Annotated in this window: 20 protein-coding genes; 14 read left to right on the top strand and 6 right to left on the bottom strand. The window is 63.1% G+C overall.

Annotated elements, in window-relative coordinates:
- Positions 1–41 precede the first annotated feature (41 nt).
- Positions 42–899, top strand: a complete 858-nt coding sequence (locus E4P32_RS04320; protein WP_116433103.1) for an alpha/beta fold hydrolase — start codon at positions 42–44, stop codon at positions 897–899.
- Between the two features lie 54 nt (positions 900–953).
- On the top strand, positions 954–1613 hold the full coding sequence (locus tag E4P32_RS04325; RefSeq protein WP_116433102.1) for a LysE family translocator: 660 nt from the start codon (positions 954–956) through the stop codon (positions 1611–1613).
- Between the two features lie 73 nt (positions 1614–1686).
- Here the strand turns inward: E4P32_RS04325 and E4P32_RS04330 are convergent, their stop codons facing one another.
- Both E4P32_RS04330 and E4P32_RS04335 read right to left on the bottom strand, forming a co-directional pair.
- On the bottom strand, positions 1687–2904 hold the full coding sequence (locus E4P32_RS04330; RefSeq protein ID WP_116433101.1) for an ABC transporter substrate-binding protein: 1218 nt from the start codon (positions 2902–2904) through the stop codon (positions 1687–1689).
- A 61-nt stretch (positions 2905–2965) separates the two neighbouring features.
- Entirely contained in the window at positions 2966–4414 is a 1449-nt protein-coding gene (locus E4P32_RS04335) for a hydroxymethylglutaryl-CoA reductase, degradative (RefSeq protein WP_255419413.1), read from the bottom strand.
- A gap of 15 nt (positions 4415–4429) precedes the next feature.
- Here E4P32_RS04335 and E4P32_RS04340 point away from each other — a divergent pair, with 15 nt between their 5' ends.
- The 9 genes from E4P32_RS04340 (at position 4430) to E4P32_RS04380 (ending at position 13031) form a co-directional block, all read left to right on the top strand.
- Entirely contained in the window at positions 4430–5836 is a 1407-nt protein-coding gene (locus E4P32_RS04340; RefSeq protein ID WP_116433099.1) for a PLP-dependent aminotransferase family protein, read from the top strand.
- 82 nt (positions 5837–5918) lie between these two features.
- Positions 5919–7175, top strand: coding sequence for a gephyrin-like molybdotransferase Glp (gene glp, locus E4P32_RS04345; protein WP_116433098.1), 1257 nt, complete (start codon positions 5919–5921; stop codon positions 7173–7175).
- Positions 7176–7184: 9 nt separating this feature from the next.
- Positions 7185–8027 (top strand): DUF817 domain-containing protein, encoded by an 843-nt coding sequence (locus E4P32_RS04350; RefSeq protein WP_116433097.1) that lies wholly within the window; start codon positions 7185–7187, stop codon positions 8025–8027.
- 49 nt (positions 8028–8076) lie between these two features.
- Entirely contained in the window at positions 8077–8334 is a 258-nt protein-coding gene (gene moaD, locus E4P32_RS04355; protein ID WP_116433096.1) for a molybdopterin converting factor subunit 1, read from the top strand.
- A gap of 8 nt (positions 8335–8342) precedes the next feature.
- Positions 8343–8972: a class I SAM-dependent methyltransferase gene (locus E4P32_RS04360; RefSeq protein WP_116433095.1), complete on the top strand. Its 630-nt coding sequence runs from the start codon at positions 8343–8345 to the stop codon at positions 8970–8972.
- Between the two features lie 24 nt (positions 8973–8996).
- Entirely contained in the window at positions 8997–9632 is a 636-nt protein-coding gene (locus tag E4P32_RS04365; RefSeq protein WP_116433094.1) for a LysE family translocator, read from the top strand.
- Positions 9633–9721: 89 nt separating this feature from the next.
- Positions 9722–11098, top strand: coding sequence for a gluconate:H+ symporter (locus E4P32_RS04370; RefSeq protein WP_116433093.1), 1377 nt, complete (start codon positions 9722–9724; stop codon positions 11096–11098).
- A 126-nt stretch (positions 11099–11224) separates the two neighbouring features.
- On the top strand, positions 11225–11686 hold the full coding sequence (gene moaE / locus E4P32_RS04375; RefSeq protein WP_116433904.1) for a molybdopterin synthase catalytic subunit MoaE: 462 nt from the start codon (positions 11225–11227) through the stop codon (positions 11684–11686).
- A gap of 28 nt (positions 11687–11714) precedes the next feature.
- A complete protein-coding gene (locus tag E4P32_RS04380; RefSeq protein ID WP_116433092.1) occupies positions 11715–13031 on the top strand; it encodes an Nramp family divalent metal transporter in 1317 nt (438 codons plus the stop codon).
- Here E4P32_RS04380 and E4P32_RS04385 read toward each other — a convergent pair.
- The 4 genes from E4P32_RS04385 to E4P32_RS04400 are packed head-to-tail and all read right to left on the bottom strand — an operon-like array spanning position 13024 to position 17882.
- A complete protein-coding gene (locus tag E4P32_RS04385) occupies positions 13024–13902 on the bottom strand; it encodes an HlyD family secretion protein (RefSeq protein ID WP_116433091.1) in 879 nt (292 codons plus the stop codon). The genes E4P32_RS04380 and E4P32_RS04385 overlap by 8 nt on opposite strands.
- A gap of 53 nt (positions 13903–13955) precedes the next feature.
- Positions 13956–14156, bottom strand: a complete 201-nt coding sequence (locus E4P32_RS04390; RefSeq protein ID WP_116433090.1) for a DUF1656 domain-containing protein — start codon at positions 14154–14156, stop codon at positions 13956–13958.
- Positions 14146–16311, bottom strand: a complete 2166-nt coding sequence (locus tag E4P32_RS04395) for an FUSC family protein (protein WP_116433089.1) — start codon at positions 16309–16311, stop codon at positions 14146–14148. The genes E4P32_RS04390 and E4P32_RS04395 overlap by 11 nt, the downstream gene beginning before the upstream one ends.
- A 56-nt stretch (positions 16312–16367) precedes the next feature.
- A complete protein-coding gene (locus E4P32_RS04400; RefSeq protein WP_233526564.1) occupies positions 16368–17882 on the bottom strand; it encodes an efflux transporter outer membrane subunit in 1515 nt (504 codons plus the stop codon).
- A 219-nt stretch (positions 17883–18101) separates the two neighbouring features.
- Between E4P32_RS04400 and E4P32_RS04405 the strand changes: the two genes are divergently transcribed.
- The 3 genes from E4P32_RS04405 to E4P32_RS04415 are packed head-to-tail and all read left to right on the top strand — an operon-like array spanning position 18102 to position 20033.
- A complete protein-coding gene (locus E4P32_RS04405; RefSeq protein ID WP_116433088.1) occupies positions 18102–19043 on the top strand; it encodes a LysR family transcriptional regulator in 942 nt (313 codons plus the stop codon).
- 37 nt (positions 19044–19080) lie between these two features.
- Entirely contained in the window at positions 19081–19455 is a 375-nt protein-coding gene (gene crcB, locus E4P32_RS04410) for a fluoride efflux transporter CrcB (protein ID WP_116433087.1), read from the top strand.
- 8 nt (positions 19456–19463) lie between these two features.
- Complete coding sequence (locus tag E4P32_RS04415) at positions 19464–20033, top strand: NADPH-dependent FMN reductase (RefSeq protein ID WP_116433086.1); 570 nt, start codon at positions 19464–19466, stop codon at positions 20031–20033.
- The last annotated feature ends 4 nt before the right edge of the window (positions 20034–20037 follow it).

Below are 20037 nucleotides of genomic sequence, written 5' to 3' on the forward strand. Positions count from 1 at the left end.
TTGATCATGATCACCTACACAACACAGAGACATCCAACCGCATGAACTCAGGCATCCGCACGCTGCACATCCACGATCCCGAGCGAGGCGCAAGTTCGCCCTGCGTGATCCAATATCCGACCCTTGCCGCTGCCGTGCCGACCAGCATCGGCCCCTATGTGTTCGACGCTACGACGGATGCACCGATCGCGCCGGGACGGTTTCCCGTCTGCGTGGTGTCGCACGGCGGCGGCGGATCGCATCTGCTGTACCGAAGCATCGCCGGTCATCTTGCCGCGCACGGTTTCATCGTCGTCAGTCCGGAACATGCCGGCGACAATCGTAACGATCGCTCGCTGTCGAACACCGATGCCGCGGCGATAGCGCGTCCGGGCCAGACATCGCGTGCACTCGACGCCGTGCTTGAGGACGCCTTTTTCCTTGGAGCGGCGGATGCCGATCGTATTGCCATGCTGGGTCATTCGATGGGCGGCTATACTGCGCTGGCGCTGGTCGGCGGACATCCCTGGTCGCGTTCGGGGACAGCGTTGCCGGTGGTGGCGGATGCGCGCATCCGTGCCGCAGTATTGCTGGCGTCGGCGACCGACTGGTTTATGGCGCCCGGCGCGCTCGATGATGTGCATGTGCCGCTGCTTGCGCTGGCGGGAGAGCACGATCCGATCACGCCTGCGGAGAGCATCCGCAAGGTTTTGTCGCACCTGCCGGCAAGTACGCCGCTGGAATTCTCGGTGGTGGCGGGAGCGGGACATTTTTCTTTCCTGACGCCTTTTCCGGCAGCGCTGCAGCGGCCGAATTTTCCGCCGTCGCAGGATCCGCCGGGCTTTGACCGCGAGCAGTTTCATCGCGAGTTGCCGGAGACTATTCGTGCGTTTCTGACGCGTACGCTCGGCACAAGCTGAACCGGTAAAAAAACATCGGTACAATCCGCCCATCAACCACACAGTGAGCCCGCCATGGAAATCAACCTGCTCCCGCACGCACTCAACATCACCACGCTGGCGCTGTTCGCCGTCGTCGCTCTGGTGACCATCGCCACGCCCGGTCCGACCGTCTTGCTGGCGCTGGCCAATGGCGCGCGCTACGGCGTGCGCCGTTCCTTGCCCGGCATGCTGGGCGCGGTGTCGTCGGACTTCGTGCTGGTCGGCTCGGTGGCGCTGGGTTTGGGCGCGGTGCTGGCGGCGTCGGAGTTCTGGTTCTCTGTCGTCAAGTGGATCGGTGCGATTTATCTCGCGTGGCTCGGTATCCGGCTGCTGCGTTCCAAGGGCGGGCTGGATCTGTCGCGCGCCCAGGCTGATGACGGCGAAGCGGCGCCGATGCGCATCTTCGCCAAGTCCTTCCTGGTGGCGGTGACCAATCCCAAAGGCTATCTGTTCTGTTCGGCGCTGCTGCCGCAATTCATCAACGCGGCCGAACCGCAATGGCCGCAATACGCTGCCATCAGCGTGGTGTTCGCGGCGCTCGATTTTTCGGTGATGCTGGGTTACGCGATCATCGGTGCGCGCGCCGTCAGCCTGTTGCGCCGACGCGCGGTGCTGTGGCTGGATCGTTCCTGCGGCGCCATCCTGCTGGCACTGGCGGGCACCATGGCGTTTTATCGACGCGGCGCCAACTGACAATTGACGATCAAAACTGGCACGAAAAAAAACCGGCAAGATGCCGGTTTTTTTATGCTCGTACTGCGTTGCGTTACTGCTTCAGCAAGCTGCACTTCGATTCCGCGACGGTCGTGAACGCCTGTTCGCCCGGGATCGTTTCCACCAGCTTCAGGTAATCCCACGGCTTCTTCGATTCGGCCGGCGACTTGACCTGGTACAGGTACATGTCGTGGATGTTGCGGCCGTCGGCCCGGATGTAGCCCTTGTTGTAGAAGTCGTCGATCTTGGTCTTCTTGAGCTCGGCCATGACCTTGGTCGAGTCGTCGGTCTTGATCGCCGCGACCGCCTTCAGGTAGGTCGTGGTGGCGGAATAGGCCGCAGCCTGGTGTGTGCTCGGCATCTTCTTCATCTTCAGGAAGAAGCGATTGGCGAACTTGCGCGATGCTTCGTCCTTGTCCCAGTACCAGCTGTCGGTCATCATCAGGCCCTCGGCGTTGTTCAGGCCGAGCGCGTGGATGTCGTTGATCACCATCAGCAGGCCCACCAGCTTCATGGTCTTGGTGACGCCGAATTCCTTAGCCGCCTTGATCGCATTGACGGTGTCGTCGCCGGCATTGGCCAGGCCCAGGATCTGCGCCTTGGAACCTTGCGCCTGCAGCAAGAAGGACGACATGTCGGAGGCGAATAGCGGATGCTTCACCGAGCCCACCACGGTGCCGCCGTTGGCCTTGACCACGGCGCCGGTGTCGCTGGCCAGTGCATGGCCGAAGGCGTAGTCAGCCTCCAGGAAGAACCATGATTTGCCGCCTTGCTTGACGACGGCCTTGCCGGTGCCCTTGGCCAGGGCCACGGTGTCGTATTCATAGTGGACGGTGTAGGGCGTGCACTCTTCGTTGGTCAGGCGTGCCGAGCCGGCGCCGATGTTGATGTAGACGCGCTTCTTTTCCGCCATGACCTTGTTGGTCGCCAGTGCAGTGGCGGAGTTGACGCCGCCGATCAGCATGTCGAGGCCGCGCTGGTCGGCCCATTCGCGCGCCTTGGTGGCGGCAATATCTGCCTTGTTCAGGTGGTCGGCGGACATGACTTCGATCGGCTTGCCCAGCACCTTGCCGCCGAAGTCGGCCACCGCCATGCGAATCGCTTCGAGGCCGCCGGCGCCGTCGGTGTCGGCGTAGGGGCCGGACATGTCGGTGATGAAGCCGATGCGGACGGCGTCGTCCGACACCTGCGCTTGTGCAGTGCCGGCGCAGATCAGCGCGGAAGCTGCAATCAGGCGGGCGAGGGTGTTCAGTTTGAATTGTGTTTGCATATTGTCTCCTGGTTATCGATGCTTTCTGATGAAGCGATCTTTTTTGTGTTGCCGATACTTCTTATTTTCCACGTCGCTGGCTTAGCAGCTTAACCGCAAAGTCGACGCGCACATCCTTGGCGGCGACCATTTGTTGCACCACCCAATCCATTTCATCCGCGCTTGCACCGGCGGCCAGGCCGATATTACGGGCATGCAGCGCCATGTGGCCGCGCTGGATGCCTTCGGTGGCGAGCGCGCGCATGGCGGCCATGTTTTGTGCCAGGCCGACGGCGACGGCGATCTCGGCCAGTTCCTGCGCCGATTTGACGTCCATCATCTTGAGCGCCAGGCGCGCCAGCGGATGCGTCTTGGTGGCGCCGCCGACCAGGCCGACCGGCATGGGGATTTCCAGCGTGCCGACCAGGTAGCCGTCGTTGGCGATTTCCCAGGTGCTGAGCGAAGTGTAGTGGCCGTTGCGGCAGGCGTAGGCGTGCGCGCCGGCTTCCACCGCGCGCCAGTCGTTGCCGGTGGCGACGATGACCGGATCGATGCCGTTCATGATGCCCTTGTTATGCGTGGCGGCGCGATAAGGATCGACGGCGGCGAAGGTATAGGCGTCGACGATGCGGTTGATGACGTCGGCGCCGTCGTAGTCGGCGGTCGTCAGCGCTTCAGGCGAGACGCGCACGTGGGCGCGCGCCAGGCGCAGGTCGGCCAGGTTGGACAGGATGCGCAGGCGCACCTTGCCGCCGGTGATCTGTTCGATATGGCCGGCGACTGCTTCGGCCATGGTGTTGACGGTGTTGGCGCCCATCGCGTCGCGCACGTCGACGATCAGATGCACGATCACCATCGCGCCGCGTGGCGTATCAGGGAAGACGTGCACTTCAACGTCCTTGCAACCGCCGCCCAGGCTGATGAGCAACTGGTCGCGGCTGTTTGCTATATCGATGATGGCCTGGCGGTCCTTGAGGATGGCCAGCCGCGCGCCATAGGGATCACTCACGCCGATCACCTGCACCTGAGCGCGCATCAGCGGCGCGCTGCTTGAGGTGTGGAAGCCGCCGCAGTCGCGGATCAGCTTGGCCATGAAGGAGGCGGCGGCGACCACCGAAGGTTCTTCCACGGCCATCGGCACCAATACGTCCTTGCCGTTCAACTGGAAATAGCCGGCCACGCCCATCGGTATCTGGAAGGTGCCGATGACGTTTTCGATCATGCCGTTGGCCACTTCCAGCGGCAACGCGGCCGGATTGGCGAGCAGGGCGATTTCGTCTGCAGTGAGGTTGGCGCGCTGGGCGATCTGCTCCAGGCGTTGTTGCGGGTTGAGCGAACGGAATTGCGGGAGTCGGGAGTCGACGGTCATGGGAACCTCTGCCTTTTTGTCTCGATGTTGTCTTAGTCTTATGCGCCGGCAGGCGCCGGATGGAATGGGGCAAGAATAGCAGGCTGTACCCAATTTATTTGGTACACTTTTGACGAACAGTGCAGCAACTGTACCCAAGACACTTGTCCTGCGATGCAACATCCGCCCGGAGCCGCCATGCCCAGCGTTTCACCTTCTTCTTCTTCCCTTCCTTCCACGCTGACGCAGCGACTGGTCCAGCTGATACGCCGTCAGATCAGCGAGGGCGTCTATGCCCCGGGGACGCGCCTGCCATCGATCCGCGACATGGCGAAGACCCACGACTGCGCCAAGAACACCATCGTCAACGCCTTCGATTACCTGACCGCGCTGGGCGTGCTGGAGCCGCGCCGCGGGTCCGGCTTCTTCGTCTGCGCAGCGGCGCCGGCGATCAAGGATGATGACGAAGCCTCGTCGCTGAGTCGCGCGATGGACGTGGTCTGGCTCATGCGCGAACAGTTGAAGAGCGATCCCGAGCACTTGCGGCTGGGCGATGGTTTCCCGCCGGTGGACTGGCTCAACGAAGTGCGGCTCGACAAATTCCATCAGAAGGTGGTGCGCACCGGCCTCGGCGCCTTGTTCGGCTACGGCAGCCGTTTCGGTTACCAGCCGCTGCGCCAGCATCTGGTGCATCGGCTGGCGAACCATGGCATCGACGCCTCGGCCAGCCAGATCGTGCTGACGCACGGCGCCAACCAGGCGCTCGATATCGTGATCCGCAATTTCGTCAAACCGGGCGATCGCGTGCTGGTCGACGAGCCCGGTTATTACATGTTGTTCGGCAAGCTCAAGCTGGGCGGCGCGCGCATCGTCGGCATCCCGCGCCTGGCCGACGGGCCGGACCTCGAGGCGCTCGAGCGCGAACTCAAGATCGGCAAGCCCTGCCTGTTCTTCACGCAGACGCTGGCGCACAATCCGACCGGCTCCGACACTTCGCCGCACAAGGCGCACAAGATTCTGCAACTGGCCGATCGCTACAACGCCATCGTGGTCGAAAACGATACCTTTGCCGACTTCAAGCCCAACGCAGCGCCGCGCATTTCCACCCTGGATCAGCTGCGCCGCACGATCTATGTCGGCAGCTTTTCGAAATCGGTGTCGGCCGCCTTGCGTGTGGGTTTCCTGGCCTGCCATCGCGATCTCGCCAGCGACCTGGCCGACATCAAGATGCTGGTGCACGTAAGCAGTTCGGAATACTGCGAGCGCACGCTCGACGTCATCCTCAGCGAGGGTCATTACAGCCGCCACGCCGCACGCCTGCGCGACCGTCTGACGCAGGCCACCGAGAGCTCGCGGCGTCTGTTGGAGAACATGGGGGCGGAGCTGTTTTGCTCGCCGGTGCAGTCGATGTACCTGTGGGCGGCGATGCCCGGCTATCCGGATTCCAAGGCGCTGGCGCAGGCGCTGATGCGGCAGAACATCGTCACCGCGCCGGGCAGCATTTTCCATATCGACACCGAGGCGCCGTCGCGCTGGTCGCGCTATAACGTCGGCTTGCTCGGCGATCCGCGCTTCGCGGCGGCGATGCAGGGTTTGCTGCGCTGAAAGCGTTCCGCACGGCAAGCAGGGGCGACACGCCGGTTTGCTCTAGAATGGATGCCTTTCCAGCATCATCATTTTCCTTCCCATGCTAGTCAAACCACCACTGCTGAGCGTCACCGAAGCATTGAAATTCCTGCTCAAGTCGGCCGTGCCGCTGAACCAGATCGAAACCATTCCCACACTTGAAGCCAACGGCCGTGTTCTGGCGGCGCCGCAGGTGTCGCAGATCAACGTGCCTGGCATGGACAATTCGCAGATGGACGGCTACGCTGTGCGCGCCGCGGAATGCGCGAGCGGTGAAACTCGCCTGCGGGTGTCGCAACGCATCCCGGCCGGCCATGTCGGCACCGCGCTGGAACCGGGTACTGCGGCGCGCATCTTCACCGGCGCGATGGTGCCGCAAGGCGCCGACGCCATCGTCATGCAGGAAGCTTGCGAGTTCAGTAAAGATGCCGACGGCGACCATGTCATTGTGCGCCATGTACCGGAAGCAGGCGAATGGATCCGTGAAACCGGCGAAGACATCCGAATCGCCGACACCATCCTGCCGGCCGGCGTGCGGTTGCGTCCGCAAGAACTGGGGCTGGCTGCATCGGTCGGCCTGGCGAACCTGCCGGTGCTGCGCAAGTTGCGCGTGGCGGTGTTCTTCACCGGCGACGAACTGACTATGCCGGGCGAGGCGCTCAAGCCCGGCGCGATTTACAACTCCAACCGTTTCCTGCTGCGCGGCCTGCTGGAAAACCTCGGCTGCGAAGTGAAAGACTTCGGCATCGTGCCCGACCAGCTGCAAGCCACGCGCGACACCTTGCGCGCGGCGGCGGCCAGTCATGACCTGATCATCACCAGCGGCGGCGTCTCGGTCGGCGAAGAAGACCACGTCAAGCCGGCAGTCGAGGCGGAAGGACGTCTGAACATGTGGCAGATCGCCATGAAGCCGGGCAAGCCGCTGGCGTTCGGCGAGATCAATCGCAGCAGTGGTAGCAATGGCAACGACGGCACCAAGGCATTTTTCATCGGCTTGCCGGGCAATCCGGTGTCGACCTTCGTCACCTTCCTGGTGTTCGTGCGGCCATTCCTGCTGCGCCTGCAAGGCATCGACAACGTCGCGCCGCGCACCTTGACGCTGCGTGCCGATTTCAACTGGCCCAAGGCCGACCGCCGCCAGGAATTCCTGCGCGCGCGTTTCAACGACGCCGGCGGCCTCGACTTGTTCCCGAAGCAGGGATCGGGCGTGCTGACATCCACCGTCTGGGGCGACGGCCTGATCGACAATCCGGCCGGCAAGACCATCGCCGAGGGCGATCTGGTGCGCTTCATTCCTTTCGATCATTTGCTGAACTGAGTCGCGTCCATGCTCGCCAATCTCGACCGCCATCTGATGGCGCCGGCAGACCAACCGGCGCTGGCGGGCCTGCGTCGGTTTGTCGTTGAATTCTGGTATTTCGGTATCAAGGAAGCGCGCTCCTGTCTGTTCGCCGGTTTGTTTTTCGCTGCAATCTTCTTGATGCCGCGCCAGGGACTGTTCGGCATTGCGCGCTATGACGCCTTGCTGCTGTTCGCGTTGGGCGTGCAGTTCTGGATGGTCCGGACCGGCATCGAGACGATGGATGAACTCAAGGCCATCAGTATCTTTCACGTGGTCGGGTTTGCGTTGGAGGTGTTCAAGACTTCCGGTCATATCCAGTCGTGGAGCTATCCTGATTTTGCCTATTCGAAGCTGTTCGGCGTGCCGCTGTTTTCGGGCTTCATGTACGCAGCGGTGGGCAGCTATATCATCCAGGCCTGGCGTCTGTTTCACTTGCGCATCCTGCATCATCCGCCGTACTGGATGGCGACGCTGATCGCGGTACTGATCTATCTGAATTTCTTCACGCATCACTTCATCGGCGACTACCGCTGGTATCTCGGCGCCTGCGCACTGGGCTTGTATGCGCGCACGACAGTCGTGTTCCGCCCCTATGACCGCGATCGCAAGATGCCTCTGCTGCTGGCCTTTCTGCTGATCGGTTTCTTCATCTGGCTGGCGGAAAACATCAGTACATTCTTCGGCATTTGGCGCTATCCCAACCAGATCGGCGCGTGGTCCACGGTGCATGTCGGAAAATGGAGCGCCTGGGCCCTGCTGGTGGTAATGACATTCACCATCGTCGCGCAGCTGAAGCACATCCGGCCAAAGATCCATATTGCGCCTTGAGCGTTGATCTACAACCACCTCTGTAACGCTTTTTCAGGACCAGAAACACATGAAAATAGAACTCCGTTTTTTTGCCAGCGTGCGTGAAGCGCTCGGCGTCACGCAAGAAATCATCGACTTGCCCGACCACGTCAAGACCGTCGGCGACGTGCGCGCGTTCCTGATGGGACGCGGCGGTCTCTGGATGGAAGTGCTGTCGCCGGAAAAGGCGCTGCGCATGGCCTACGACCACAACATGGTCGAGCCGGACACGCTGATTGAAGAGGGCGGCGAAGTTGCGTTCTTCCCGCCGGTGACCGGCGGGTGAGTACAAACATGCCGCTGCCCAAAGAAGACCTCGAGCGCATTGCCGGCGGCACGCTGGCGCACTATGAAGGACGCGCCGACGACTTCCGCGAAGGCACGCGCGACCATGACGTCAGCCAGAACATCAACGCCTTGCTGGACGCCATCAGCAAGCCCGCGCCGCTGACCATACTCGACTTCGGCTGCGGTCCGGGTCGCGACCTGCAAACCTTCAGCAAGCTCGGCCATCGCGCCATCGGCCTCGACGGCACGGCGAGTTTTGTCGAGATGGCGCGCGCCGATTCCGGCTGCGAAGTCTGGCATCAAAATTTCTTTGAACTGGACTTGCCCGCGGCCTTGTTCGACGGCGTATTCGCCAATGCGTCGCTGTTCCATGTGCCGGCGGCGGAATTGCCGCGTGTGCTCGGCCAGCTGTACGCTGCGTTGAAGCCGGCGGGCGTGCTGTTCTGTTCCAATCCGCGCGGCAGCAACAGCGAAGGCTGGAGCGGTGGACGCTACGGCTCTTATCATGATCTCGAGGCCTGGCGCAGTTTCATGACGGCGGCAGGCTTCGTCGAAATCCGGCATTATTACCGTCCCGACGGTCTGCTGCGTTCCGAGCAGGCGTGGCTGGCCACGGTGTGGCGCAAACCTTCGTAATCTATTCCGACCAGACGATCTCCCATGACTCTGCAAACGTTCTTCCTCTATGTCGCTGCCGTGTTCGTACTGACCGTCACGCCCGGTCCCAGCGTGCTGATGTGCATCACCAACGGCATCCATCACGGCGTGCGTCGCGCCTTCGCCGGCGCGCTCGGCAGCGTGACGGCGGTGTGCCTGATCATGGTGGTGTCGGCGGCCGGACTCGGCGCCATTCTTGCAGTTTCGGAGAAAGTGTTTCTCATTTTGAAATGGTGCGGCGTTGCCTATCTCACGTATATTGGCGTGCGCACTTTTTTCTCGGCCCAGAGCACGATAGAGGCGGGTCGCGATGGCGATGCTGAACAAACAAAGAAGTCGCGCGCCGGTTTGTTCTGGCAAGGATTCCTGGTTGGCGGCAGCAATCCCAAGGCGCTGCTGTTCTTCACCGCGTTCTTCCCGCAGTTCATCAATCCGCATGCCGCGCAGTTGCCGCAGTTTCTGGTGCTGGGTGCGACCTTCGTTTGTTTCGAACTGTTCTGGCTGACGTTCTATGCCCACTTCGCCGCACGCGTGGCGCCGTGGTTGCGCACGCCGGGCCGGGCGAAGATGTTCAATCGTATTTCCGGCGCGACCTTCATCGGCGCCGGGGCTTTGCTGGCGACGGTCAAGCGTAGTTAAAAAAACCGGGCGCCAATGTAGCGCGCGGAAAAGAGCAGGCAGGAAAAACAGGTGAGGAGACGCTCATATGTTGAAGACAAGGAGATATCTTGCACCTGACCACTGAAATTGCCACCTGGGCGGCCCAGGACACGCGCCTGCTGCTGTCCGTCCTCGTTGCGCTGATCGCCATCGTGCTGCTGATCAGCATACTCAAAATCGCTCCTTTCCTCTCGATCCTGCTGGGCACGTTCATCGCCGGCACCGGCGCCGGCTTGCCGCTGGAAAAGATCGCGTCCTCGTTCAGCAAGGGCGCCGGCAGCATCCTCGGTGAAGCCGGCATCATCATCGCGCTGGGCGCCATGCTGGGTGCGCTGATGGCCGACTCGGGCGCGGCCGACAAGATCGTCACGACGCTTTTACGTTACGCCAAGGGCGCAGCGATTCCGTGGATGATGGCGCTGGTGGCGCTGGTCGTCGGCTTGCCGCTGTTCTTCGAAGTCGGGCTGGTGATGATGGCGCCGATCATCTTCGTGATGGCGCGCCGTTCGCAGCAACCGATCCTGCGCGTGGCGATTCCTGCGCTGGCCGGCATGACCACCTTGCACGCCTTGTTGCCGCCGCATCCGGGCCCGCTGATTGCGGTGAGCGCCTTGCATGCCGATCTCGGCACCACCATGCTGCTGGGGTTTGTGGTGGCGATTCCGGCGGTGATCCTGGCCGGCCCGCTGTACGGCATGTGGCTCGCGCCGCGCATGCCCATCGGTGAACCGGAGCAGATCGGCGCTTTGTTCAAGGGCCAGCAGGCGCCTGAACTGCAACCGGGCTTCCTGCCGTCGCTGGTCACCATCTTGCTGCCGGTCGTGCTGATGCTGGGCCGTACCGTCGCCAAGATCTGGGTCACTCCTGAAACCACCTTGTTCGAGATGCTCAACTTCTTCGGTGAGCCGATCATCGCGCTGACCGTGACGGTGCTGTTTGCCGTGATCGTGCTGGGTTGGGCACAGGGCACGGACCGCAATAAAGTCGGCGCCATCCTGCGCAAGGCCTTGCCGCCGATTGCCGGGCTGTTGCTAACCATCGGCGCGGGCGGCGGACTCAAGCAAGCCTTGCTGACCGCCGGCATCAGCGACACGATTACCAAGGTGGCGACCGGCACCCACGTGCCGCTGATCCTGCTGGCCTGGCTGATCGCCGTGGCGCTGCGCCAGGCAACCGGCTCGGCGACCGTGGCCACGACTGCCACGGCCGGCATCGTCGCGCCGCTGGTGGCGAGCCTGTCAGGCACGCACAATGCGCTGATGGCGCTGTCGATCGGCGCCGGCTCGGTGTTCTTCTGCCACGTCAACGACGCCGGCTTCTGGATGGTGAAGGAATACTTCGGGCTCGATCTCAAGCAGACCTTCGCGACATGGTCGGTGATCCAGACCATTGTGTCGGTGGTCGGACTGGTCATGACGCTGCTGCTGTGGAGCGTGCTGACCTGAGCATGGTTCTGTTGTGCTGAACAAGTCCCGGCCAGTCCGGGACTTGTTGTTTCTGCGGCAGGGCAGGCGGCCACTTTAGGTACAATGGTCGCGATTCCATTTACCTGCTTCTTTCCTGCCTCCTCCATGCCGATCCGTGTCCAGACTGCCGACTTTGACCTCAGCGCCGAGATCGCCGCGCTGCGCCTGAACAATCCCAAGGTCGGCGCGGTGGTGAGTTTCGTCGGCACGGTGCGCGACCTCAACGACGGCGCCAGCGTGCAGGAGATGGAACTCGAACACTATCCCGGCATGACCGAGAAGGCGCTCGAACAGATCGTCGTCGACGCCAAGGCGCGCTGGGAGATTTTCGATGCGCTGGTGATCCACCGCGTCGGGCCGCTGCAGCCGCTCGAACAGATCGTGCTGGTGGCGGTGACGGCCAAGCATCGCGGCGTCGCATTCGCCGCCTGCGAATTCATCATGGACTACCTCAAGACGCAGGCGCCGTTCTGGAAAAAGGAACAGACGCCCGAAGGCGCGCGCTGGGTCGATGCGCGCGAAAGCGATGACCAGGCGCTGTCCAAATGGCAGTCCGGCACGGACTGATCTTTCCTCTGCTTCCAACAATAACAACATGTTCCGCCTGCCGACCACCGCCACCGCACCGTTCTGTCCCTCCGAAGTTTCCGGCAGCGTGTCGGTGCCGCCGCACGCCACCATCTGGCAAAAACTCAAGGTCTATGTCGGTCCCGGCCTGCTGATTTCCATCGGCTACATGGACCCGGGCAACTGGGCGACTTCGGTGCAGGCCGGTTCGCAATTCGGCTACCAGTTGCTGTTCGTGGTGATGCTGTCGAGCCTGGCGGCGATCGTGCTGCAATGCCTGTGCGCGCGGCTGGGTATCGTCACCGGCAAGGACCTCGCGGTGCATTCGCGCGAAAACTATCCGCCGGCGGTCGGCAAGGGCATGTGGGTGTTTGCGGAGTTGTCAATCATCGCCTGCGACCTGGCTGAAGTGCTCGGCTGCGCGCTGGCGTTCAAACTCTTGCTGGGCGTATCGCTGCCGGTCGGCGTGCTGCTGACGGCGCTCGATACCGTGATCGTGCTGGGCTTGCAGGGGCGCGGATTCCGCCAGGTCGAAGCCATCATCCTCGGACTGGTGGTGACGATCGCGGTATGCCTGTTTGCGCAGCTGGCGTTCGTGAAAGCCGACTGGCATGCGGTGGTGCAGGGTTTCGTGCCGTCGCTGGCGGCGCTGTCCAGCCGCGAGCCGTTGTATCTGGCCATCGGCGTGCTGGGCGCGACGGTGATGCCGCATAACCTCTATTTGCATTCTTCCATCGTGCAGACGCGCGCGGTGAAACGCGACCGCGCCGGCTTGCTGGAAGCGATCCGCTATACGCGTGTCGACACCACCGTGTCGCTGCTGATTGCGATGGCGATCAATGCCGCCATCCTGATCCTGGCGGCGTCGGCTTTCCATCGCAGCGGCCGCACCGACGTGGTCGATCTGGACGTCGCCTATCATCTGCTCGATCCGATCACCGGCACTTCGCTGGCGGCGATCCTGTTCGGTGTCGGCTTGTTTGCGGCGGGACAAAGTTCGACCTTCACCGGCACGATTGCCGGTCAGGTGATCATGGAAGGGTTCCTGAAGCTGAAAATCCCGTGCTGGCAGCGTCGTATGATCACGCGCGGACTGGCGCTGATTCCGGCGCTGATCGGCGTGCTGACGCTGGGCGAGCATTCGGTCGGACGCCTGCTGGTGCTCAGCCAGGTGGTGCTGAGCCTGCAGTTGCCGTTTGCCATGTTCCCGCTGATCCGGCTGACCAGCCGGCGCGACCTGATGGGCGATTTCGTCAACCCGGTGTGGCTTGCCGCGCTGGTGTGGATGTTGTTCCTCGGGATCAGCGCGGCTAATACCTGGCTGGTGATTCAGCTGTTCATCTGACGTCTTTGCGGCTGCCGGGCTCCAGCGTCACGGTGCAGGTCAGGCCCGCCGCCAGCAATACATCCTTGGGCACTTCGTCGATCTGGATGCGCACCGGAATGCGTTGCGCCAGTCGCACCCAATTGAAGGTCGGATTGACGTCGGCCAGCAATTCGCGGCTCTGCGGATTGTCGCGGTCGTAGATGCCGCGCGAGATGCTGTCGACGTGGCCACGCAAGGTGGCGCCGTTGATCAGCTGGATCTTTGCCTTGTCGCCGACGGCGACGTAGGGCAGCTTGGTCTCTTCGAAATATCCATACACCCAGAACGAATGGCTGTCGATGATGGCGATCTTGGCGACGCCCGCGCTGGCGTAGTCACCGCGGCGCACGCTCAGGTTGGTGATGTAGCCGTCGACCGGCGCGATCACCTTGGTGCGATCCAGATTCAGGCGGGCGCTGTCGCGCTGGGCAATGGCGACCTGGTATTGCGCTTCGGCGCCGGCGACCTGGCTGCCGGCGTCTTCACGGTTTTCCCTTGAGACCACCAGGCTGTCGAGATCAGCGCGGCGGCGTGCCTGGGCGCGGCGCATGTCGAGGTCGGCCTTGCGCGCGGCAAGGGCGGCTTCAGCCTGTTGCAGCGCCAGCTGGTAACGCGAAGGATCGATCTGCATCAGCAGGTCTCCCTTGTGCACCAGCTGGTTGTCGCGCACGGGTAGGTCGACCACCTGGCCGGCGACGTCCGGTGCGATGTTGACAACGTCGGCGCGCACGCGGCCGTCGCGCGTCCACGGCGACACCATGTAGTGTTGCCACAGGGTCCACGCCAGGAAGATCGCGGCCAGGAAAATCAGCGCCGTGATGAGGAAACGAAAAATCGATTTGACCGACATGATGGATAACTCCCGATGATTTCTATATCTGTTGTGTTCTTGTTTAGCAGTGCTTAAGCGTAGATGGCGAGCCCGAGCAACGCCGCGATGCACGTGAACAGGCTCACGCGGAACAGCGCCGGATGCCATACCAGGTTGTACAGGCCGATGCGCACCAGGATGCGGTCGGCGACCAGCGCGATGACGCCGGCGACGATGACGGCCAGCAGCAGCGTCGGCATGTAGGCGTCGAAGAAGGAAATTTCACGCGGCATGGTTGGCTCCTGAAGAAGTGGCGGCAGTCTGGTGCATGGGCCGCAAGGGCGACTGCGGATCGAGCAAGGCGGTACGGATGAAGTGCAGGTAACTCAGCGTGCGTTGCAGGCGATGGCGTTCGCTGCGTTCGCGGTAATGCGGACCGATGGCTTGCTGGACTTCGGCGATGGTGCGGTTGTTGGCGTCGAGCACGGCCGCCAGCGTGGCCGGGGTCGGTTGTTCGAACAGCGCCGGTAAAGTCTCACGCAGTCGGTCCAGCGCGGCGTAGGCGGCCGGCGACAACAGGCCGGGATTGCCGCTGCGGATGCCGTGCAGCTCGGTGCGCAGTTCGATGATGGCGTGGCCGATTTCCAGCGTGGCGAACATCCAGCCGAAAGCGTCCTTGCGCAATGCCGGACGGCTGCCGGTGAGCATGGTGATCTGGTGCATCAGGTCGCGCGTGCCGCTTTCGAACTGCAGCGCGAGGTGGGCCAGCTTGCCGAAGCAGGCCTGCACGACTTGCTTGCGCAATTGTTTTTCGAGATGGCGCACGGTCCAGTTGGTGGTCGGCGGCAACAGCACCATGAAGGCGACCGTGGTCACGATCAGCGACACCATCAGCGCGATCGATTCGTTGAGGTAACCGGCGGCGTTGAAGTGCGCCAGATTGTCCGGCACCGCCACGAACGGGAAGAAGATGCAGATGCCGAGACCATAACCGGCCAGCGTCGGCTTGGTGGTCAGCAGCACCGCCAGCATCAGCACCGGCGTCAGCGCGGCGGCCAGCATCCAGAAACCGTCCAGCTGCGGCACGATGTGGAAGGTGTAGAAATAGCCGAGCACCACTGCCAGCGCCACGCCCATGGTGACGGTGCGGGTGGCCTTGGCGGGGTCGGGAGCGGCCGAGGTGATGGCGCAGAACGCGGCCGCGTTGAGCGCCGCGACGTCGCCGCTGGGCCAGCCGCTCAGGATCCAGAACGTCGACAGGCCGATCAGCGTGATGGCGGCGCGGGCGCCGGCGATGCCGGCGATGACCAGACTGGTTTTTGGTGCGTAGGCATGCTCCCATTGCTCACGCTCGTGGCGGCGTTGCACCAGCGAGGCGTAGGTGAGGGTATAGGCGTGCAGCTCTTCGATCACACGGTACAGCAGCTCGGAGGCGGTGTCGAAATCGAGCACGGCGTCGTCGTCGAGTTCTTGCGCGTGCGCATTGCGGGTAGCGCGCACGCGCCGCGGCAATTCCTGTTTGTAGCTTTCCAGCTTGAGCGCGGCATCGGCGGCGTCGACAGCGGTCATGACCGGCTCGCCGCCGCTGCGGGTCAGCAGGGGCTGGACTTCGCGGAAGTAAGGTGAGATCGCATCGATCACCAGTTGCGCCGATGGATTGCGGCTGTCGTGGAGGCGGTTCATCAACTGGTGCAGCGCGTGCACGCGCGTCGACAGCGCCATGAACTCGCTATTCATGCGCGTGAGGCGGCCGCTGCGCAGGCGGATTTCAGGATCTTCGAAGATGGCCGAGCTGCGCAGCGCTTCGAGGCCGATGATGTCGCCGACGAAGCGCGCGTTGGTCGCTTCCAGCGCCTTGCGGTCGGCGCTGCCGCCGAGCGTGCTGCCGATCAGGTCGACGAAGGCGGTGAAGCGGCCGCGGATGATGCGCACCAGGCCGGGAGCACTGGCTTGCGGGAATACCAGCGCGCTGACCACGCCGGCGCAGACGATGCCGACGGTGATTTCGGTCACGCGCGTCATCACCGAGTCGAACGTCAGCGCCGGATTGAGCGCCGCCGGGATGCCGATCAGCGCCACCGTATAGCCGGACAACACGAAGCCGTAAGAGCGGAAGTTGCGGTTGTGCGCCGAGCCGACCGTGCACAGCCCGATCCAGCACGCAGTGGCGAGCAGGAACAGTTCCGGCGTCTGTGCGAACAGGCCGACGAACACGACCACCGCCACCGAACCGATCAGCGTACCGATGACGCGGTAGAAACTCTTGGCGAGGATCATGCCGCTTTGCGGCTGCATCACGATGAAGACGGTGATCAGGCCCGAGCGCGGCGATTCGAGGTCGAGCGCGTAGCCGATGCCGAGCGCCAGCAAGCCGGCGAAGACCATCTTGAAGACATAGATCCAGTTGGGGAAATCGGTCTGCCACCAGTCGGCGGCGGCGCCGTGCAATTTCCGGCCGAACGAGTGCGGCGCCGGCGGGCTTGCTGAGGCTGTGGCTGGGGTGCTCACTGCGCAGCTCCCACTTGCAGCGTGCCTGCAGCATCAGCATTGGAATCTGCTTCAGACGCTGACACGTCCAATCCGCCGCCGAGCGCAACAGTGAGGCTGGCGTAGGCGGTCAGCTTCTGCGCCAGCAATTGCTGCACGACTTGTTGCTGGTGCTGCCATTGGGTCTGCGCGGTCAGCACGTTGACGTAGTTGGTCAGGCCGCGCTGGTAGGCGCGTGTGGCGATGTCGATGTTCTTTTGCGCAGCCGCAACCGAAAGGTCGGCCTGCACCTGCTGGCGCTGGATCGCCTGCAGCGTGACGATCTGGTCGGCGATGCTCTTGAGCGCCTGGCTCAGGAGCAGGTTGTAGTGCTCGACATCCATGTCGTAACCGGCGGTAGTGGCGCCGAGCTGGCCGCGCAGGCGGCCGCCTTCGAAAATCGGCAGCGAAATCGCCGGGCCGTAGGTTGTGGTGATGTTGGGCGCGCTCAGGAAACTCAGCAAGCCGCCGCCGGCTGCAGTCGGGCCGATGCTGGCCAGCAGGTTGACGTTGGGATAGAACGCCGCCTTGGCCACGGCGATGCCCTTGGCCGAAGCCTCCACGCGCCAGCGCGCGGCGCTGATGTCGGGACGGCGGCCGATCAGCTCGGCCGGCAGGGCGCTGGGCAGTCCGAGCGCCGCCTGCAGGTTCATGACCGGACGCGTGATGCTGTCGCCGGCGCCGGGGCCTTGGCCGAGCAGTGCCGCCAACTGGTTGCGCGTGAGGGCGATATTTTCATTGAAGACTTCGATCTGGCGACGGGTTTCCGGCAGCGGGACTTCGGCCTGGCTGATTTCCATCTGGGTGCCGATGCCGCCACGGAAGCGGCGGTTGGCGAGGTCGAGGATCTGTTGTTCCTGCTTCAGCGTGTCCTGGGTGCTGTCGAGCAGCCCGTATTGCAGCGACAACTGCACGTAGGTGCGCACCACGTTGCTTTCCAGTTCGAGCTGGGCGGCGCGGGCGTCGGCGGCGACGGCGTGGATTTCATCCTGGGCGCGTTCGGTGGTGTTGCGGTTGCGGTCCCACAGGTCGAGGTTGTAGGACAGGCTCAGCACCGCAGTGTTGTTCCAGGTCAGCTTGTCGCGGAAGCTGGCGCCGTAATAGACGTTGTCGGACCAGTCCTTGCGGCCGACGGCGGCGTCCAGCTGCGCCTGCGGCAGTTCGCCGGCATGCGCGACCACGGCCATGGCCTGTGCCTGGCGCACGCGCGCGGCGGCAATCGCCATGTTGGGATTACCGGCGACGGCGGCCACCACCAGGCGATTCAGTTGCGGATCGGCGTAGTTCTCCCACCAGGCGCGCCTGGGCCAGCCGGCTTCGGCGCCGACCTGGCGGATGGCGTTGCCGACGTCGAGGGTGTTGGGCTGCTGCACGACCGCCTGCGGCTTGATGCCGCCATTGTCGGCGCAACCGGCGAGCACGGCACAGGCCAGGCAGGCCGCAACAATCATGCGCGGCGCAACAATGAGGCGTTTGTCAGCAGAGGTCTTCATCGGACTATCCCAAAAAATGCAAATATCTAGTGATACCGATTGTATTTTGTAAAGATAGAGAGAAAAACCACAGTAAACACAAAGGGTCTTTTCAATTACTGCAACAATGATTTTGTCGTTTTGGGTAACAATGCACCCTTCAATGCAGCTTCCGGGAGCCGTGTTTGGTGCATTGCACACGCAAAACGCCCGGATTGAAGACTGGAAAGACAAGAAACTATGGATACTTTGCAAAACATGCGCATTTTCATGCGTGTTGTCGATGCTGGCAGTTTTACGCTGGCTGCGCAACAAATGGAATTGACCACCGCGCACGTGTCGCGCGCGGTGGCGGACCTGGAGCGCCATCTGCGCACCCGGCTGCTGAACCGCACGACGCGCCGCATCGCCCTGACCGAAGCCGGCGAACGCTACCTGTTGCGTTGCGAGCAGATTGTCTCCTACGTGCAGGAAGCCGAAGCCGAGGCCAGCGACGCTTATGTAAGACCGTCCGGACGCTTGCGCATCCACACCATGACCAGCTTCGGGCAGCGTTATGTGATCCCGGCGGTGTCGAGCTACCAGAAGCGTTATCCCGACGTCGCCATCGAGCTGACGCTGGCGCAGCGCGTGCCGGATCTGCTGGAGGAAGGCTTCGACGTCTCGCTGGTGCTGGCGCGCGAGCTGCCCGATTCGGGCCTGATCTTCCGCCAGCTCAGCAGCATCTACAGCATCCTGTGCGCCTCGCCGCTGTATCTGGAAAAGCACGGCGCACCGCAAAAGCCGCAGGAATTGCTCAATCACAATTGCCTGCAACTGGTCAGCCCGGTGTCGCCGCTGGACGAGTGGGCGATGGAAGGCCCGGACGGCAAGGAGGTGGTGGCGATCAAATCCAACTTCCACGTCAACGTGGCCGAAGCCATGCTACTGGCCCTGAAGGAAGGCATGGGCATCGGCGTGCTGCCGCTGTATTCGGCGGTGGACGCCTTGCGCGCCGGCACCATCGTGCGCGTGCTGCCGCAATACCGCATGCAGGACATGGGCGTGTATGCGCTGTACCCGTCGCGCCAATATCTCGACGCCAAGATCAGCACCTGGGTCGACTGGATGCACGAAAGCGTCGACAAGGCCTTGCAGGATGATCATCAGGCGCTTGACCGACTCACGGTTCATTCGCCATGATCGCGTATTGCTGAAAGAAGACAAAAAGGAACGGACGATGCAGTGGATTGCGGTTGGCATGGGTGCGGCGCTGGGCGCCTGGTTGCGCTGGGGACTGAGCCTGTGGCTCAACGTCGCCGGCCAGGCGCTGCCTTTGGGCACGCTGGCGGCCAACTGGGGCGGCGGTTTCGTGATCGGTTTCCTGGTGGCGTTTTTTGAAGGACACCAGGGCTTGCCGGTGGAATGGCGTTTGTTCCTGATCACCGGTTTCCTGGGCGGCCTGACAACATTTTCCACCTTCTCGGCGGAAGCCATGCTGCTGCTGCAACGCGGCAACTACCTGTTGGCGATCGCCCATTCCGGCTTGCATCTGCTGGGTTCGGTCGCCTTGTGCGTGGCGGGCTTTGCGGTGTATCGCGCGGTGTTTGCGTAGTCGGGACGATGGATCGCGACGGTGCTTCTTTCCAGGTTCTGGCCTTGTCCGGCAGTTTGCGGGCGGCGTCTTCCAACACGGCGTTGCTGCAAGCGGCGGCCGTGCTGGCGCCGCCGTCGCTGCGCATCAGTTTGTACCCGGCATGGGCTGAACTGCCGGCGTTCAATCCCGACGCCGAGGGCGCCGAGCCGGCGGTGGTGCTGGCGTTTCGCGCCGCGTTGCGGGAGGCCGATGCGGTCCTGATCGCCAGCCCGGAATATGCCCACGGCGTGCCGGGCGCCTTCAAGAACGCGCTCGACTGGGTGGTCGGCAGCGGCGAATTCATCAACAAGCCGGTCGCCGCGCTCAATGCCTCAGGCCGTGCGGAGCATGCGCAGGCATCCTTGCTCGACACGCTGGCGATGATGAACGCCGACGTCGTCCTGACAGCGTCGGCGGTCGTGGCTTTGCCGACCAACAAGCTCGATACGGCCGCCATGCTGGCCGACAGAGCCGTCTCGGAAAAGCTGAGCGCCGCGCTGGCGGCTTTCGCCGGGCACCTGGCGGACACCTTCCCGCGCCGGAGCGATCTACCGTAAGTTG

This window comes from Herbaspirillum sp. 3R11, from assembly GCF_004563925.1.
Lineage (GTDB): Bacteria > Pseudomonadota > Gammaproteobacteria > Burkholderiales > Burkholderiaceae_D > Herbaspirillum.